The 16,588-nt window shown below is 47.9% G+C and carries 16 protein-coding genes and 3 tRNA genes; 2 read left to right on the top strand and 17 right to left on the bottom strand.

The annotated features are described in order from the left end of the window. Positions 1 to 150 precede the first annotated feature (150 nt). A complete protein-coding gene (locus tag M3630_RS09645; protein ID WP_173609408.1) occupies positions 151 to 528 on the bottom strand; it encodes a (2Fe-2S) ferredoxin domain-containing protein in 378 nt (125 codons plus the stop codon). 146 nt (positions 529 to 674) lie between these two features. Here M3630_RS09645 and xerS point away from each other — a divergent pair, with 146 nt between their 5' ends. Then, positions 675 to 1,787: a tyrosine recombinase XerS gene (gene xerS / locus M3630_RS09640; RefSeq protein WP_251251933.1), complete on the top strand. Its 1,113-nt coding sequence runs from the start codon at positions 675 to 677 to the stop codon at positions 1,785 to 1,787. Positions 1,788 to 1,853: 66 nt separating this feature from the next. On the opposite strand, the gene M3630_RS09635 is transcribed toward xerS, so the two are convergent. From M3630_RS09635 to M3630_RS09590, 10 genes are all read right to left on the bottom strand, one after another. Next, positions 1,854 to 2,666: a transglycosylase domain-containing protein gene (locus M3630_RS09635; protein ID WP_251251932.1), complete on the bottom strand. Its 813-nt coding sequence runs from the start codon at positions 2,664 to 2,666 to the stop codon at positions 1,854 to 1,856. A gap of 109 nt (positions 2,667 to 2,775) precedes the next feature. Then, complete coding sequence (locus M3630_RS09630; protein ID WP_251251931.1) at positions 2,776 to 4,359, bottom strand: acetate--CoA ligase; 1,584 nt, start codon at positions 4,357 to 4,359, stop codon at positions 2,776 to 2,778. Positions 4,360 to 4,584: 225 nt separating this feature from the next. Next, positions 4,585 to 5,487: a C40 family peptidase gene (locus M3630_RS09625; protein ID WP_251251930.1), complete on the bottom strand. Its 903-nt coding sequence runs from the start codon at positions 5,485 to 5,487 to the stop codon at positions 4,585 to 4,587. A 301-nt stretch (positions 5,488 to 5,788) separates the two neighbouring features. Next, the gene (locus M3630_RS09620; protein ID WP_251251929.1) at positions 5,789 to 6,415 is read right to left on the bottom strand and encodes a fumarylacetoacetate hydrolase family protein; all 627 of its coding nucleotides are present in this window, start codon (positions 6,413 to 6,415) and stop codon (positions 5,789 to 5,791) included. A gap of 58 nt (positions 6,416 to 6,473) precedes the next feature. Continuing rightward, on the bottom strand, positions 6,474 to 7,019 hold the full coding sequence (locus tag M3630_RS09615) for a hypothetical protein (RefSeq protein WP_173609414.1): 546 nt from the start codon (positions 7,017 to 7,019) through the stop codon (positions 6,474 to 6,476). A 133-nt stretch (positions 7,020 to 7,152) separates the two neighbouring features. Beyond that, complete coding sequence (locus tag M3630_RS09610) at positions 7,153 to 7,782, bottom strand: VanW family protein (RefSeq protein ID WP_251251928.1); 630 nt, start codon at positions 7,780 to 7,782, stop codon at positions 7,153 to 7,155. A gap of 145 nt (positions 7,783 to 7,927) precedes the next feature. After that, a complete protein-coding gene (locus M3630_RS09605) occupies positions 7,928 to 8,974 on the bottom strand; it encodes an NAD(P)/FAD-dependent oxidoreductase (protein WP_251251927.1) in 1,047 nt (348 codons plus the stop codon). A 179-nt stretch (positions 8,975 to 9,153) separates the two neighbouring features. Further along, a tRNA-Leu gene (locus tag M3630_RS09600) sits at positions 9,154 to 9,240 on the bottom strand. A gap of 7 nt (positions 9,241 to 9,247) precedes the next feature. Then, positions 9,248 to 9,323: transfer RNA gene (locus M3630_RS09595), tRNA-Thr, on the bottom strand. Positions 9,324 to 9,365: 42 nt separating this feature from the next. Beyond that, a tRNA-Asp gene (locus M3630_RS09590) sits at positions 9,366 to 9,442 on the bottom strand. A 177-nt stretch (positions 9,443 to 9,619) separates the two neighbouring features. Here M3630_RS09590 and M3630_RS09585 point away from each other — a divergent pair. Further along, complete coding sequence (locus tag M3630_RS09585; RefSeq protein ID WP_251251926.1) at positions 9,620 to 10,528, top strand: C40 family peptidase; 909 nt, start codon at positions 9,620 to 9,622, stop codon at positions 10,526 to 10,528. Between the two features lie 77 nt (positions 10,529 to 10,605). Here the strand turns inward: M3630_RS09585 and M3630_RS09580 are convergent, their stop codons facing one another. From M3630_RS09580 to M3630_RS09555, 6 genes are all read right to left on the bottom strand, one after another. Then, positions 10,606 to 10,848, bottom strand: coding sequence for a hypothetical protein (locus tag M3630_RS09580; RefSeq protein ID WP_251251925.1), 243 nt, complete (start codon positions 10,846 to 10,848; stop codon positions 10,606 to 10,608). A 120-nt stretch (positions 10,849 to 10,968) separates the two neighbouring features. Continuing rightward, positions 10,969 to 12,756 (bottom strand): M3 family oligoendopeptidase, encoded by a 1,788-nt coding sequence (locus tag M3630_RS09575; RefSeq protein WP_251251924.1) that lies wholly within the window; start codon positions 12,754 to 12,756, stop codon positions 10,969 to 10,971. A 144-nt stretch (positions 12,757 to 12,900) separates the two neighbouring features. After that, complete coding sequence (locus M3630_RS09570) at positions 12,901 to 14,118, bottom strand: M20 family metallopeptidase (protein ID WP_251251923.1); 1,218 nt, start codon at positions 14,116 to 14,118, stop codon at positions 12,901 to 12,903. Positions 14,119 to 14,155: 37 nt separating this feature from the next. Further along, positions 14,156 to 15,118, bottom strand: coding sequence for a P1 family peptidase (locus M3630_RS09565; protein ID WP_251251922.1), 963 nt, complete (start codon positions 15,116 to 15,118; stop codon positions 14,156 to 14,158). Further along, entirely contained in the window at positions 15,118 to 15,675 is a 558-nt protein-coding gene (locus M3630_RS09560; protein WP_047069080.1) for an ECF transporter S component, read from the bottom strand. Before M3630_RS09560 ends, M3630_RS09565 begins: the two co-directional genes overlap by 1 nt. A gap of 66 nt (positions 15,676 to 15,741) precedes the next feature. Beyond that, positions 15,742 to 16,578: an energy-coupling factor transporter transmembrane component T family protein gene (locus M3630_RS09555; RefSeq protein ID WP_251251921.1), complete on the bottom strand. Its 837-nt coding sequence runs from the start codon at positions 16,576 to 16,578 to the stop codon at positions 15,742 to 15,744. Positions 16,579 to 16,588: the final 10 nt, after the last annotated feature.

Genomic DNA, 16,588 nt, shown 5'->3' with positions numbered 1-16,588 from the left:
CACATCACAAAGACATATTGTTAACGTTTTCAATCATTTTCCTTTCCATAATGTCATCTCTCCTACTTTCTCCTTTTGTCGATATTCGTAGACTCCCAAAAATGAAAAAACCACTCTCTTGCTTCCTATAAGCAGATCGTGGCTCTTTCCTCATTTTTTTGCCTTTTGTGATTTTAAGATACCAGGCTTGTTGTCAATCGTACGCACAAAACCGTTCGATTCAAAGCGATGCGTCATCAAGGACTCTACTGGTCTGCCGTTTTGAAAATGCTCTTCCACCAACAGCTGTGCATCTTCTGGCGTCACGTTTTCGTACCAGATTCCCTCGGGGTACACGATCATCACGCATGCGTCCTCACAGCGTCCGTTGCAACGCGTGCGGGTGGTATGTACATAGTCATCCAAGCCTGCGGTGGTAATTGCTTCACGTATCGCTACCGTAACCTCTTCGCCGCCCTTGCGCATACAGCTTCCACCGTTGCAAATCAACACGTGATGTCTCGTCTGAGATAAGTCCCATGTTGCCACTACAAATCCACTCCGTTCTTGTCCAGCATCTATCCACACTCCCCATCATGACGGTTTCTTGTTCAATTTGCAATTCCCAGAACGTTTGGTTTTTGATAGAATATATGTTCGTATACGATTTACAAAAAGATGTTGGTGGTGAAAGCATGTCCGTTACCAAACAGCGCGATGCCTTGCAGCTTTTGCAAACAGTGGGCTCCTACCCTTGGTATGTCGAAAAGTTTATTGAGCATAAAAAAGCAAAAAAGAATTCACCCTCCACCTTGCTTGGCTACCTCCGCGATTTCTCTTTTTTCTTTCGCTGGATGATGACAGAAGGTTTGAGTACCGCGACGGATATGAAGGACATTCCGTTGAGCGATTTGAATGACTTGAAGAAGGAAACGGTAGAAAGCTACATATTATACTTGCAGGAGTCGCATCTGTATGAGCGATCTGCTTTGCTCTCGAACCCTACCAAAAGCGCGAAGAAAGAGTACAGCGACCGCACCATCAGCAGAAAAATATCGAGCCTGAAATCGCTTTTTCATTACTTGTCTGCCCTTGCTGAGGATGAGAATGGGGAATCGTATTTGACGCGGAATGTACTCGCCAAAATCGAGCTGGAGATCACGGAGCTGACTCCCCTTGCACGCGCCCATGCCATTCGGGCAAAAATCCTGATTGACGACGAAATCTATCAGTTCGTCGATTTTGTCTACAACGGATATTTGGCTCACTGCGATACGGAAAAAAAGAAGCAGTATCACATGCAAAACCGCGACCGGGATACTGCCTTGATCGCGATGATTCTATCCGGTGGCTTCCGTGTGTCAGAGATCGTCAGTCTCGATCTATCCGATATTATTATGGAAAAAAACCAGTTGAAATTGATCCGCAAAGGAAAGAAAGAAGACGCTCCTTTTTTCAGTGACTGGGGCAAAGAGTACTTAGCCAAATACTTGCAGCTGCGTGACAAATACAATCCCGCCCCACAAGAGGACGCTGTTTTTCTCGCTGTTTCCCCTGCCAATCCGAATGGGCATCGCATCGAAGTGCGGTCTGTCCAAAAGCTGGTCAAAAAGTACGCGAAAGCATTCGGCATCCCCGATTTGTCCGTACATAAGCTTCGTCACAGCTTTGCTACACAGTTTCTTCGGTTGAACCCTGACCCCCGTCAGCTCCAAGCACAGCTGGGGCACTCCAAAATCGAGACGACCATGCAGTATGCCCATGTATTAGAAGATGCGCTGGGCAAGGCTGTGAACCGAACGACGTAAGAAGTCCCAACAAACAAGTGACCAATCTGCATCAACTGCGGACTGGTCACTTTCCATCACATTCGATTATTTCACTCGTTTGACAGTAGGCACAACGGATATCTGTTCGTTCTTCGCCAATGTACTTTCGCTTTGGTCGATCACGGCCAATTCGTTCATCCGATTCAGCACTACCTCCTGCCGTTGTTTGGCTCGGTCCCAGTTCTTTACCGGTGAGTAGCGCTCTGGCCCTTTTGGTAAAGAAGCCAGCATTGCCGCTTCTCCCAGTGTTACCGCTCGATCTCCTGTTTCTGTTGCTTTTTTTCCGAAGTAAAAGGGAACAGCCTCGCCGATCCCGTATTTTCCGTGCCCGAAATAAATGACGTTGAGGTACATTTCGAGCAGTTCTTTTTTGCTGTATCGCTGTTCTAATTGCAAAGCGATCGCAACTTCCTTCACTTTTCTGGTCATCGTTTTGTCGTTTGTCAGAAACAGGTTCCGCGCCAACTGCATGGTGATTGTGCTTCCGCCCTGCACGTAGGCACCTTCCTTGATATCCACCCAGATAGCGCGGCTCAATCCAATCGGGTCCACTCCTGGATGCTGCATAAACCGATGATCCTCTATCGCAACGAACGCCTTCCACACATAATCAGGCATTTCGTCCAGCTTTACATAGCTGTTGGATTGCTGAACAGCAGCCAGCTTATTTTCATCTATCCATATATTCCCTGTCCACGCAAGCATGATCGGCGCCAAGATAGCTGCCATCATGATCACGAGAAAACTGATACGCAGTCGTTTTTTCCAACGAACACCGAGCTTCTTCATGCTCTTAGGCATGCTCGCCACTTCATACAAGTCGGTGTTTCTTCCTAATGGGATTGGAAGGTGGTTCATGCTGCATTCCCCCTTGCCTTGCTTCTACTCACATTGTAGGGGATGCGCGCATTTCGTCCCATCGAATCCACTTACAGCAATCTTACAATTTCGTAAGACAAACTATTCACTACATATGCTGATTTTGCTGTACCTCCTGCTGACGCAGCTCGATCCGTCTGATTTTACCGGAGGTCGTTTTCGGTAGCTCGTGAACAAATTCGATTTTGCGCGGGTATTTATAAGGAGCAGTTAAGTGTTTGACATGGTTTTGCAATTCCGCGATCAACTCTTCGGATGGCTCATTCCCTTTTTTCAGGATGACAAAAGCTTTAACCACATGCCCACGCTCTGGATCAGGACTGGCAACCGCCGCACACTCCGCTACTGCCGCATGCTTCACCAACGCATCCTCAACCTCAAACGGACCAATCGTATATCCGCCTGAGATGATAATGTCGTCTGAACGTCCTTCGAACCAGATGTAGCCATCTTCGTCCATGCGACCTTGGTCACCCGTCACGTACCAGTCTCCGCGAAACGCTCTGGCAGTTCGCTCGGGATCATCCAGATAGCCCTTGAACAGCGCCACCATATGACGATCAATAGCAATATCGCCCACTTTGCCTACCGGCAGCTCCGCTCCTTCTTCGTCAATAATGGCAATCCTCACAACTGGCGATGGCTTGCCCATTGAACCTGGCCTTGGCTCCATGCCAACAAAGGTACCTACCAGCAACGTGTTCTCTGTCTGTCCGTATCCATCTCGTACGGTCAACTGGAATACTCGGCGGAATGTGTCGATCACCTCCCGATTAAGCGGTTCACCGGCGGAACATGCGGAGCGCAAGGCGGACAGCTTGTATTGTTCCAGGTTCGTTACTTTTGCCATGATTCTGTACTCGGTTGGCGTCGCACACAAGACAGAAACCGGATAATTTTGCAGAATCGTCAAATAATTCTCCGCGGAAAACTTTCCTTTATAAACAAATGCGGTCGCTCCCAGTCCTAACGTAGAGACAAACGGGCTCCAGATCCACTTGGCCCAACCTGGCCCAGCGGTTGCCCAAACCACGTCACCTTCTCGAACGTCCAGCCACTGTGTAGCGGCTACAGCCAGATGCGCAAACGGCCAACCGTGAACGTGCATAACTCCTTTTGGTCCCCCAGTCGTGCCTGATGTATAAGACAGGAATGCCAGCTCATCCGACTTCGTGTTTACTACCTCAAATTCTGTGTCCTGCCCTTGGAGCAGCCCCTCAAGCGAAATCCAACCTTCTTTCACTTCTCCCGTCGTGATGTAGTGTTGCAGCGTAGAACAGTTGCCTCTCGTCAGATCAACCTCACTCATTGCTCCCCCGAAGCTGATCACAGCCTTTACTTTTGCATGATTGATCCGGTACTCAATATCTTTGGAACGCAGCATCTCAGACCCTGGCAAAATCACTGCCCCCAGCTTCAGCAGAGCCAAATAGAGACCATAAGCCAATGTTCCCCTGGAAACCAGAACGAGTACCCGATCCCCATGCTCGATTCCAATGGAATCTAGTCCATTTGCAATTTTATTTGAATATTGGCGCAAATTTTCGTACGTAAGGATATGTTCCTGACCTTGTTCATCTAACTCCCAAACTGCTCGTCTCTCCGGGTGTTTTTTCGCCCATTCGTCCACCTGGGCAGCGAAGTTATAGTTCACTGGCATGTTTAGTTCCATAGGCACATCTCCACCTTTTCTAAGATTGATGAATAATAATTCGACATCACTATAATTCTCACCTTTTTCTTTCGACAAAAAATTGGGACAAAAAAAGGCCTATGACGCTACTTGCTCCGTACTACTATTGGCAAAAATTGACGCGAAACGATCTGCGCGAACAAGCGTCCTATATAAAACAGAAGCCCCCATGCAAGTGCATGAGAGCTGAAATGGATTTGATGCTTAAATGACGCGCTTGATTTTAACTGTGCGCTTTTCCCAGTTCGTTCCGTCGTACTTGGAATAAGTCACACCAGGACTGCCGTACGTGTGCAGGATTTTCCCATCCCCTGCATAAATGGCTACGTGTGTAATCCGATCAGAAGACGTGGTTACGGATGCCTTCATGAAGATCAGATCACCTTTTTGCAGATTGCTCTTGGAAACAGATTTCCCCACAGTTGATTGCTGGCGGGAATCGCGCGGCAATGTAATGCCGGCTTCTTTAAACACGCGCTGTGTAAAGGAAGAGCAGTCGAATGTATTGGTCGTACTGCTGCTTGACCCGTATTTGTATTTGGTACCCATATACTTTTCGCCATTTTTAATAACTTGGTCAGCAAGATTGCTTGCCGGCTTTTCTGGCTTAGTAGGCGTAGTCTCTGAGGAATTGCTATCAATAACACGACGAGCCCCTACAAATTTGTCACTGTACTCCGAATATTTTTTTACAACTACCTCGTCTTCCCCTTTTGAAGAATAAACGAATTGATCACTGCCTATGTATATTCCCATAAAAGTTGGGCTGCCGCTTCCGCTAGAGGCGAAGAACACCAAATCTCCTGGCGCCACGCTTTTTTCGGATACTTTAGTCCCGGTCTTGTACAGGCTAGAGATTGTGCTCCCGATGGAAATCCCTACTTGTTTGTACGCATACGTAGCCAGCTCTGCTGATCCGAATTGCTTCGGTCCCTTTGCTTTGTACTCATAATCCTTCCCGATCAAAGAAGTAGCAATGTTCGCAATCTCTGATTGTTTTGAATCTGGTGTCTTAGCGGCCACTTCTCCAATTTGACCACCCATTAACAGGGACGTACTCAGCATGACTGCTACTGTTGACCTCATTACCCAATCTCGTTTCGTCACTTTCTTTTCCTCCTTGTCATGTTGTGGCACCCGTCTTGGGTACATGGACAGAATAGCGCAGGAGGAAACAGGAGGATAAGACCGTAAAATTTTCCAATGATGGAATTGGTAGCATGGGACTAGTCAGAAAACGGTGTGCAAAGTAGGCGGTTGTTACTTCTTAGTTCCATGGAACCATAAAGGTTACAAAACGGTTTCAAAGTTGATTTTCTTCGCGAAAAGCGGCTATTTTCCTGGCCTGAGCCCCAAACAAAAACCATCTTCTGCTTGTTTCTGTCAGAAGATGGTTCGCGATTCGTCTCTATTTCATTTTGGCTGTAAAATGCCCCCACGTCTCTTCTCCCCACTTGAGAGTGAGCACATCTCCATCCGAAACCGGGCCTACCCCTGCTGGCGTACCCGTGTAAATGATATCTCCTTGATCCAGTCCCAGATTTTCGGAAATATAGGCAATAATGGTTTCCAAATCAAAAATCACATCACGCAGATTGCCTCGTTGCACCTGCTCTCCATTTTTCAGCAAGGAGAAATCCGTTTGGTGCAGCTCATGGATACCAGGGAAAGGATGAAATGATGTCAAAATAGCTGAATTTTTAAACCCTTTTGCCAACAACCATGGATGCCCTGCTTTCTTCAGCTCGCTCTGAACATCACGCAAAGTAAAGTCGATCCCGAGTGCTATTTTGTCAATCATTTCGTCAAGTGTAACCCCAGCCTCATACGGTCTCGCGATGTGAATCACAAGCTCCGCCTCATAATGAAGCTCTCCACGAGATGCCGGAAGCTCGATGGCCTCACCATTTGCCATCGCAAGCGCATGTGTTGGCTTATCAAAGATCATTGGCTTGGTTGGCACATCGTTCCCTAACTCCGCAGCATGCAATCGATAGTTGCGACCGATACAGTAAATATTTTTGACTGGCTCCATCTCGTCCTCTCCTTTGGTGGCTGTCTCTTTTTTCACTATATCATGGCTGAATGGTGTATTACAGCTTGTCTTGTTCGCCCTCTTCCATGTAGTTTCCATAGCCAGGCCAAAGACGGGCATTTCCTCGTGCTTCTACTTCAATCACGGTATCACAAATAGATTCCAACGCACTCTCCAAATCCATCTCTTGCTCAGAGCTCCAGGAAAATTCGTAATGGAAAATCACTTGCTGCTCTGTCGCTTCGGAGAGGACAAAGGCAAACTGCTGTTGTTGTTCCACGACATGCTTTCTGGCTTCAACCGTCGCTTCTGCCGAGAACAAACCATCCCATTCCGCAACCATATATGTAGAAGTAACATCAATCCACAGGGAGGGAGTATCATTTGTCCGCCGGAAAACAACAGTATCCTCCCGATAAAACCCGTAGCCAGAGGGCAGCGCACCTGAGAGCTTGAACGGGATTCCTACCGGCAAATCATGTGGCTTCAATGCGTGGACAAGTCTCCCAGGCAAGAGATAACAACCATCCTGCTGGCGATCTAACCGTTCTCCCAAGACGAGAACCTCTTGATTGTGTGAATCACCTGTCACCTGAACGAACATCACGGCACCTCCCTCTAAAACAGTATGGTCAGGAATGCATGACTCAAAACCAAATCTCCATCCATTTTTTCCCTGAAGAAATACCGAAAAAAACAGGGTTCATCCATAGGATGCCCCCTTTATTCCTGCTTAGCTACGCACGTATGATCGCAATCACAACATGTTCGTCATCATATGATTTTGCTTTGATTTTCACAGGGAAATCGTACAAGTTGGTAAATTTAAAATCCTTATAGCCATACGCGACTGTGGCATCTTGACCCACTGGCACATATCTCACTGATTTGCTGTGGTTATGCCGTTCCAGCATGATCATTCCCGCTTCAGCAACTGCATTGTAAAGCGTGCTGGAAACCTGACAAACCCCGCCTCCATAGTCATCGACGAGCTGGCCGTTCTGAATAACCCCGGCCTGTTGCCAACCATCCTCTGGCAAATTTGAATTTCCCACTATTTCATTGAAAGAAAACACCTGTTGCGGCTTGATTTTTTCATTATGAATCTTGCTCAATGCTTGCTTGATGTTATGTTTACGAGCATCTGTGCTGTCTTTCATCGATGAGTAATAAAAGCCAAGAACCTCCTCTTCCTTGAGGCCCATCTTCTCCACATACTTTTCCTGTAACTTATCCTGCAACTCGATAGCAGGAGATAACCGGTCTACTTGTAATGCCATTGCATGCTCAGGCGCATAGTTCATACCGAGCGAGAACACAAGGGCTACAATCGCCATAGTGATCGGCCAATGCCGAACTTTCTTCATCTCTACTTCCTCTCCCACATTTGTTGATCGAAGTTCCCTATTTATATAGACTGTCAATATTTTTATACCTTGCCTCTTACAATGTAACGTATGGGAAAAGCGACGATCAACCTGCAAATGTTGGGCTTTTTGTCCTGCATCAATTCTACTCGTCGTCCTCATCGATAACCCCAAGGGCTTTGTTCTTTTCTTTAAAGCGCTGGTTATGAGAAGAAACGTACGCCATTCGATCTGCTACCGGGTCAATATGCAATTTGGCACTATTTACGGCCACAGCCGCATCGGTGAATGCTCCCGCAATCAGCGTAATCTTGCTGTCAAAGCTAGCAAAATCTCCCGCCGCAAAAATCCCTGGCAAATTCGTTGCCAGACGAGGACTGACAAACACGTTCCACTCATCCATGTCCAAGCCCCACTCGTTAATTCCAGTGAAATCGGCCTTCAAACCGTGATTGACAATAATGGCGTCTACATCGATTTGCTCTGTCTCGTCTGTCTCCAGATGACGTATCGTCACTTTATCGATCGTTTCTTTGTCTGAGCTTTGCAATTGCGTGACCGCATAAGGCGTACGAACGATCGCAGAGGACTCTTTCATGCGCTTTACATTCCGCTCATGTCCTCCAAATACATCTCGGCGATGCACGATAGTGACAGATGCTGCGATTTGTACCAGTTCATTTGCCCAATCGACCGCGGAGTCCCCGCCCCCTGAGATGAGGACATGCTTCCCACGGAATGGCTCCAGTTCCTGCACCGTATAATGAAGATTGGTCACCTCGTAGCGCTCGGCTCCTTCGATCTCCAGCTTTGCCATCTTCAAAATACCTCGACCCAAAGCCAGTATGATCGTGCGGGTCCAATGTCGTCTCCCCGATTTTGCAACGAGTATGTAAGTTCCATCTTCTTGTGGCTCTAATCCAATGATCGCCTCACCTAAGACGATGGTAGGATCAAATGTCTTTGCTTGTTGTACCAGATTGGCAATTAGCTTTTCACATAACTGTGGTGGTACACCGCCTACATCCCAGATCATTTTTTCTGGATAGATCAACATTCGTCCACCGAGTTCTTCTTTCGCTTCAATGAGTTTCGTCTTCATATCGCGCATTCCGCTATAAAAGGCAGCGTACATCCCCGCAGGGCCACCGCCGATAATGGTTACATCAAACAGCTCCAACTGTTCTCCCACAACTACCCCTCCACTTTCTTTCTTGTTTGTTTATGAATCATCAAAAACGATAGTGAAAATGAGATTCATTATCACAATGTGATTGTAATGGAAAATGGAGGACGATTCAACATGCAAGAAAAATAAAAAGGCTCGTCATTAGCTTCATCAGCTAATGTACGAACCTGTTGTTTGCCATATGGTGCGGTCGAGAGGACTTGAACCTCCACGGTGTTGCCACCACTAGAACCTGAATCTAGCGCGTCTGCCAATTCCGCCACGACCGCATAAAAATGGTGCCGGCAATAGGACTTGAACCCACAACCCCCTGATTACAAGTCAGGTGCTCTACCAATTGAGCTATACCGGCACATTAGAAAAACTATTAAATTCGCACATTCTCGCAAAAGAATGGCGGAGCTGACGGGACTCGAACCCGCGACCTCCGGTGTGACAGACCGGCGTGAACTCCAACTTCACCACAGCTCCATGTGGTTTTTGTCTCCATCTCGCGGCGACTTCTGTAATATAGCACGATCCTATCTCGTGATGCAATAGTTTTTAAAAAATAAAATAAAGATTATTTTTTTCATAGATTTACCAAGCAAAATCCGATAGAATTTTAGCTAGATATGCAGATTTTAGTAGATTGGTGGAGACGATGACATGAAAAAGACTTCGAGGCTACTCACCTTCCTCGCCCTCTTCACTCTGCTGCCTACTGCTGCCCATGCTTCCTCATCGGCATATGTGGTATCAGCAGGTGATACGCTGAGCAAAATCGCTCGCGAGCATCAAGTATCAGTGGAACAACTCATTCAATGGAACCAACTGAATGATGATAGATTGTCAATTGGACAAACATTGTCTATTCATGGTGAAAATACTTCTGGCTCCATTGCGACTGACACTCCTTCCGATGTAGCTGTCAATCAGAATGATAACGCTACCACTGAGTCTAAAGAACTAACAGCTGGTGAAAAAGCCCGCGTCACTGGTGACGTGCTGAATGTTCGTAAAAAGCCTTCGACTGACGCAAAAGTATTAGGCAAGCTACGATTCGGTTCTATTGTAGAAGTCGTAGAAACCGGTAGTGAATGGACGAAAATCGAATTCGAAGATCGTGAAGCATACGTTTCTACAGAGTTCCTAAGTCCAAACCTCACTTCTACCGTTTCGCTGCCTGCCGAGGTAAATGCAGAAGATCTGGGTCGTTTGAAGGAAATTTTTGAACCATTGCTTAATACACCATACGTCTTAGGCGGAACTACTCCGAATGGCTTTGATTGTAGTGGCTTTACTTCATACGTTTTTGAGCAGCTTGGGGTTACACTTCCGCGCACTTCTGAAGATCAATTTCGTGGCGGTCAAGAAGTATCATTGGATCAAGCACAGCCTGGTGACCTCTTGTTCTACGATGCGCTTGGCAAAGGACGCGTGTCTCACGTAGCGATCTATCTGGGTAATGGGGCAATCGTGCATGCGAATGGCGAAGATGTTCGTTATGGCAAAGTCGAATACATGCATAAGCTCTACCCGTTTTACGGCGTGAAGCGTTACGCTAATTTCCAGTAAGCTTTCCTACACAAATAAGCAAACAACAGCCCTCTCTGCTTTTACAGCAGGTCGAGGGCTGTTTGTCTTTTTTGTGCTTAATGTATTTCGTTATTATGGGCCTGCTGATGCTGTTGTTGTTGCCCTCCGATTTCGATTTTGCCCAACGCTTGCTTCATTTTGTCGAGTTGGAGTTGATAATCGCGAACGACTACGGTAAGAACACTGACAGATTCCTTGAAATCCGGCTCGCTGCTTACTCTGTCGATGGCTCTATGTAAATGCAGCATCTTGTTCTCCGTTTCCCGTAATAGGTCGAGTAACTGCAATCCGTTTACCACGTAATCACCTCATCTGTTTTTTCTTACTTTCTCCTTCCCCTCTGTTCCCTATGCGCATAAAAACGCTTTGTATCATGAATAAAAAACGTCCGCTCATGACATAGCGGACGTTCTTCCTGTTTAGTTCAGGCGAGCAGATGCGAGCTCAACGAATTTGTCGATATCTTTTGCAACCAAAGAGAGAGAATTCCGCCAGAAATCAACTGAGCGTACGTCAACATCCATGATAGCTGCAACATCCGCAACGCTCATTTTGCCCGTTACGGACAAGAGCTTGTCGTACTGCTCAACAAAAGCCTCCCCGCGCTTGAGATACTCTGCGTACAGGCCTTTTGCGAACAAGAGCCCAAAAGCATACGGGAAGTTGTAGAAATTGTAATCCGCGCTATAATAGTGCGGTTTGCATACCCACATGTAAGGGTGTAGGGCCGCCGGATCCAAACCATCTCCGTACGCGGCCTTTTGCGCTTGCAGCATCAGTTCGTTCAGCGTGGAAACAGACAAGGCACCTTCTGTTCTGCGCTCAAATACAGCAGTCTCGAACAAGTAACGGCTATAAATATCGACGATCACCTGACTTGCCCCGCTGATATCATTTTCCAAAATCGCAAATGCTTCCTCGGCTGTCGCTTGTTCCAGCGCTGCATTGGCAATGATGGTTTCGCACAAAATGGACGCAGTCTCGGCGATTGGCATTGGGTATTCGCTATTCAAGAATGCTTCGTTTACGAGACATTCTCCGTGATAACCATGTCCCAATTCATGTGCCATTGTGCTCACATCGCTGTAGCTGCCTGTGTAGTTGGACATAATTCTGCTCTCCCCTACGATGTGCAGGTTGTAACAGAATGCCCCTCCACGTTTGCCTTCTCGAATCTCTGCATCAATCCACTGATTGTCATAAGCTCGTGCTGCATAGTTGGCGAGCTTTTCGCTAAAGCTACCAAAGTGCTTCACGATGAAGTCGCGGGATTCCTCATACGGGAACCGCATGTCTGCCTCACCAACTGGCGCAAACAAATCATAAAACGGCAACTGAGCGCTCTCATGACCGAGCAACTTCGCCTTTGTACGGAAGTATTGATGGAAGGATGGAAGGCTCTCACGCATCGCCTGAAGCATCGCTTCGAGCGTCTCGCGGTCCATGCGGGAGTCTTGCAACGTCTTATCCAGTGGCGATTCATAGCCTCTGAGCTTCGCTACGGTAATAACCTCACCCTTAATTCCATTCAAGCTGGCAGCTGCAGCCTCATCGATTTTTTTGTAAGCGGCAAGTTCCGCCTCATATGCCGTTTTACGAAGCTGCGGATCTTTTTCGTTCGCCATGTTTCGTACTACAGGCAATGGAAGCTGTTTGTGCTCCCCATCGACTGTAATGTCTACCAGTAATGTGGAAGTCAGCATTTCATGGAGCTTTGTCCATGCATTTGACCCTGTATTTTTCATTTTTGCCAGAACGATTTCTTCTTTTTCGCTCAGCATATATTTGCTCTTGTCTGACATTTCTGTCAACATAAAGCGATGTGTCTCTAACAGCTCCGATTGGCTGATCAACTCGTCCAGGTTGCTCAACGATCCTAACCATTTTTGGAATTGTACGCCTGGTTCAACCAAATCAACAGCCTGATTCTGTACTTTTTCAATTGCGAGCAGTGCTGCTTCATTCTTGGCATCCACGCTAGCAGTCAACTCTCCGTAGGCGTACAAACGAAATTGCGTTTGCAGGACAGAGGTCATCATGGTGATGTATTTCTCCATTTTCGCTACTGCATCTTCTGAAGATTGCAAGTTTTGCGCTGCCCAACTTTTGATCTCTTCTGTTTCACGTACTAACTTCACCCAATCTTGTTTCCATTCTGGTGCATCAAACGAGGAATACAAGACATCCAATTTCCAACGCATATTCATGGGCACGCGCCTCCTTTTCGCTTATGTAACAAGCCTATTGTAAAAAAAATTAGATGGATTCTGCAAGTTTTTACTATGAAAACTTCTTTTTCGAGAATAAAAAGACTCTGCCGCTAGCATAAGCAGAGTTCTTTTATAGGGCGATCAAGCTCGAACTGGCTGCGTCAAAAACGTCAACGCCGACAAGGCAAAAAGTTGGGTGGATTCCACCAATTGGTCAATGGCTACGTACTCATCTGCATGGTGAGGGATGTGACGATCGCCTGCGCCTGTCGTCAAAATCGGAATGCCGGCCTTGTGCAGGAAGGTACCATCTGTCGCACCTGGGACGCCATTATAAACGGGTTCTTTTTTGGTAATTTCCCGATACGCGCTAGCGACAGCAGTCACGACTTCTTCCTTCATGCCAGTCAACGTCCATGGGCGCTCTTCGATGACTTCCAAGGTGGCTTTGAACTTGTCATCTTCTTTGCTTAATCCTTCTAATATCGCACTGATTTCTTTGTACAGCGCCTGGTGGTCCTGCCCGGGTACCGTGCGAATGTCAAGTGTGGTCATGCATTGATCGGGTACGACGTTGATCTGGGCGTCACCTTTGACCGGTGCCTGTAAAATCGTCGGAGTGATACTCGGCCACCCCAACATCGGGTGCTCTCCCAGACGAGCCATTTCCTTGCGCTCCAGCTCCTCTAATGCGACTATGGCGCGTGCCATCCTTGTGTTTGGATTGATTCCTGTCAGTGGCATGGCACCATGCGCCATTTTGCCAAACGTACGAAGAATCGCTCGCATGGCTCCTTTTTGCGTGATGCAGAGCTGATTTTCTTCCGGTTCGCAGATGATCGCAGCATCAACGTTGTTGGCCCAGCCGCGGCGGATGAAATCTTTGATCCCGATCATCATGCTCTCCTCATCGCAAGGGATGCACAGGAGGATTTTTCCTGTAAAAGACTGTTTGGATCGTTGGATTGCTTTGACGGCACATATCGCGGCTGCCAGATTTCCTTTTGTGTCACAGGAGCCACGCCCGTAGATACGCCCACCAGATATTGTCCCGCCAAAAGGGTCATAGCTCCAAGCATCCCGATCCCCTTCTGTTACGACATCTGTATGGGCTTCGAACAAAAGCGTTTTGCCAGGTCTACCCGAATCGTAAAAAGCGATGACATTCGGCCTGCCCGGAACAACCTCCTCATAGAAGACCTGCAAACCCATATTGCGAAGATAATCGGCGACAAATAGCGCGACCCGCTCTTCATTCGCTCCTGCCTGATCAGGGCGAAATACACTCGGAATTCTTACCAGCTCCTGCGTTAGGCGTACAACTTCCTGCTCGTCAACAAAGGATATTACCTGATTCATCCGCCAATCCTCTCCTCTGCATCCAATTATGTTACACCTATTTCTGGAAGTAACTGCGATAAGATGGCAGTCCTCCTGCTTCCTCAGCTTGCTTAACCGCTTGGACGACGGCTTCCGCCAGCACATCTGCGGACAACGCGCCCACCAGGTCTACACTCACCTCTACTTCGCCTGTTGCTACAGCAAAGATCGTATCGCCATCGTACATGGTGTGAATCGGACGGATCGTACGGGCAAGCCCGTCATGAGCCATTTGCGCAACTTTGTTTGCTTCTGCTTTGGACAAGCGGGCATTGCTCGCGACTACGGCAATCGTCGTGTTCGTACCTGGAGGGATTGGGGCAAAAGCTTGCTGGCGCATCATCTCCACGCTATCCCGAATGGTACCCTGTTCATCTCTCGGTCCGGCTATGATCGTCCCTGACTGTGGATCTACGACATGACCGACTGCATTTACAGCAACGATTGCGCCTATGACGAGTCCATTCCGTAGAATCACGGAAGCTGTGCCCACCCCGCTCTTCATCGCATTCACAAATCCATTCAGCTTGCCTACTGACGCACCTGTACCAGCACCGACGTTTCCTTGTGCTACTGTCTCACGGCTTGCTGCCTGTGCTGCCTCATAGCCCATATGACGATCTGGACGAACCCGATAGTCACCTACAGCCAGGTCGAACAAGACCGCTGCTGGAACGATAGGAACGACGCCATAGCCAACATCTAGCCCGATGCCTTGTTCCTCCAAATACTGCATGACACCTGTAGCAGCATCCAAACCGTATGCACTGCCACCTGAGAGGCAAATCGCATGGACCACACTGACCATATTGATAGGGTCCAAGAGGTCTGTCTCGCGAGTGCCCGGGGCTGAACCCCGGACATCCACGCCGCAGACAGACGGCTTTTCCAGCATAATCACACTGCATCCCGTTAATGTTTCTTCGTTTTGTGCATGCCCGACGAGAACGCCGGGTACGTCAACAATCGTTCCGGTCATTATAAGTCTCCTGAAATTTTTGATTTTTGCCTGCCCGCTGATCCTAATTTCTTCCAGGCCGCCACGACTGCCAATGTCACAATGACAGAAACAATTGCTTCTGGCAAGCCGCTCGTGATTGCGACTGTTGTCGCTACACCAAGCGTCATGTAGCCTCGAATAACGGCCATTCCCAGTACCAGAATCGTGTTTGTCATCGCCCCGATAAAACCAGCGGCACCAATCGCCAAGTATTGATTGATGTTTTTCAAACCAACATAGGTCAAGTAAGCAGTCACGCCGATGAACAACCGTGGCAGGATGGCGACAAGAGGGTCTTTAAACAGCGGGACGGTGGCATTTAAGAAAGAAGAGACTCCAAATATAAGGCCAATGATCATACCAACGCCCCAGCCCTCCATTATGCCCCCGATGACAGCCGGGATGTGCATAATAGTGGCATTGCCCGCTGCTGTCGGAACCGGAATGTAGCCGAGACGAGTCACCCCGAGCAAAATTGCGATCGCACCCAAAACGCCTGCAATGACAATCTTGCGAACGGTCAAGCCTTTTTCCATGCATACTCCTCCTTTTACGAGTTTTATGTGGAATGCCCTACTCGGGCGAGTTCCCGCTAGTCTTCCTTACCAAGGTATGGCGAGCATGGCGGCAGAAATGACTATGCTTGCGATCAGCGCGACGTAATCCTTGCCTACTGCCTTGTACTGGGTGTATCTGGTCCGTGCGGCACCTGGTGTATAGCATCTGGCTTCCATTGCCAAAATCAAATCTTCAGCTCTGGAGAGCGCCACATTAAACAGCGGGATGATGATGGGAAACATATCTTTTGTTCTCTGGATGATCCGCCACCATTCTCCTGTACCGAAGTCTGCACCGCGAGACGCTTGTGCTTTCATCATTTTTTCCATTTCCATCGCGAAGGTAGGTACAAAGCGCACAGCAATCGTGATGATCAATGCAAACGCGTGAACGGGAAACTTCACTTTTTCCAAAGGCCCCAGCAGTCGCTCCATGCCGTGCGTGAGTTCCGTCGTAGAAGTGCTGAGCGTGAGGACACTCGATAAGAAGATCACTTCTACAAAGCGCATGGCAGACACAATGACGAGGCGCACACTCTCACTCGTGATCGTGATGAAGCCGTATTTCAAATAAACCGTTCCGCCATTGACAACCTCCCCGTAAAAAAGCAACTGCATGATCGCCAATATAATGATAAAGGGGATAGCGGGCTTGATCCCGGATATGCCGTAATGCAGGGGGATCTTCGAGATTTGAAACATCCAGACACAAATGGCTAAAGCAAACAGGTTGCCTACATATGTATCGCAGATGGCAATCGCTAAGATGAGAATGACGAAAGCACCAAGCTTGAAACGAGGATCGAGACGATGAACGACCGAAGCAGTGGGCAAATATTGACCGATCGTAATATTTCGCGTCAATTCAAATTCTGCTGACATGTGGACCCCC

Source organism: Brevibacillus sp. MER 51 (genome assembly GCF_023714195.1).
Taxonomy (GTDB): domain Bacteria; phylum Bacillota; class Bacilli; order Brevibacillales; family Brevibacillaceae; genus Brevibacillus.
Note: the sequence above shows the minus strand (reverse complement) of the source record. Positions and strands in the feature narration are given on the sequence as shown.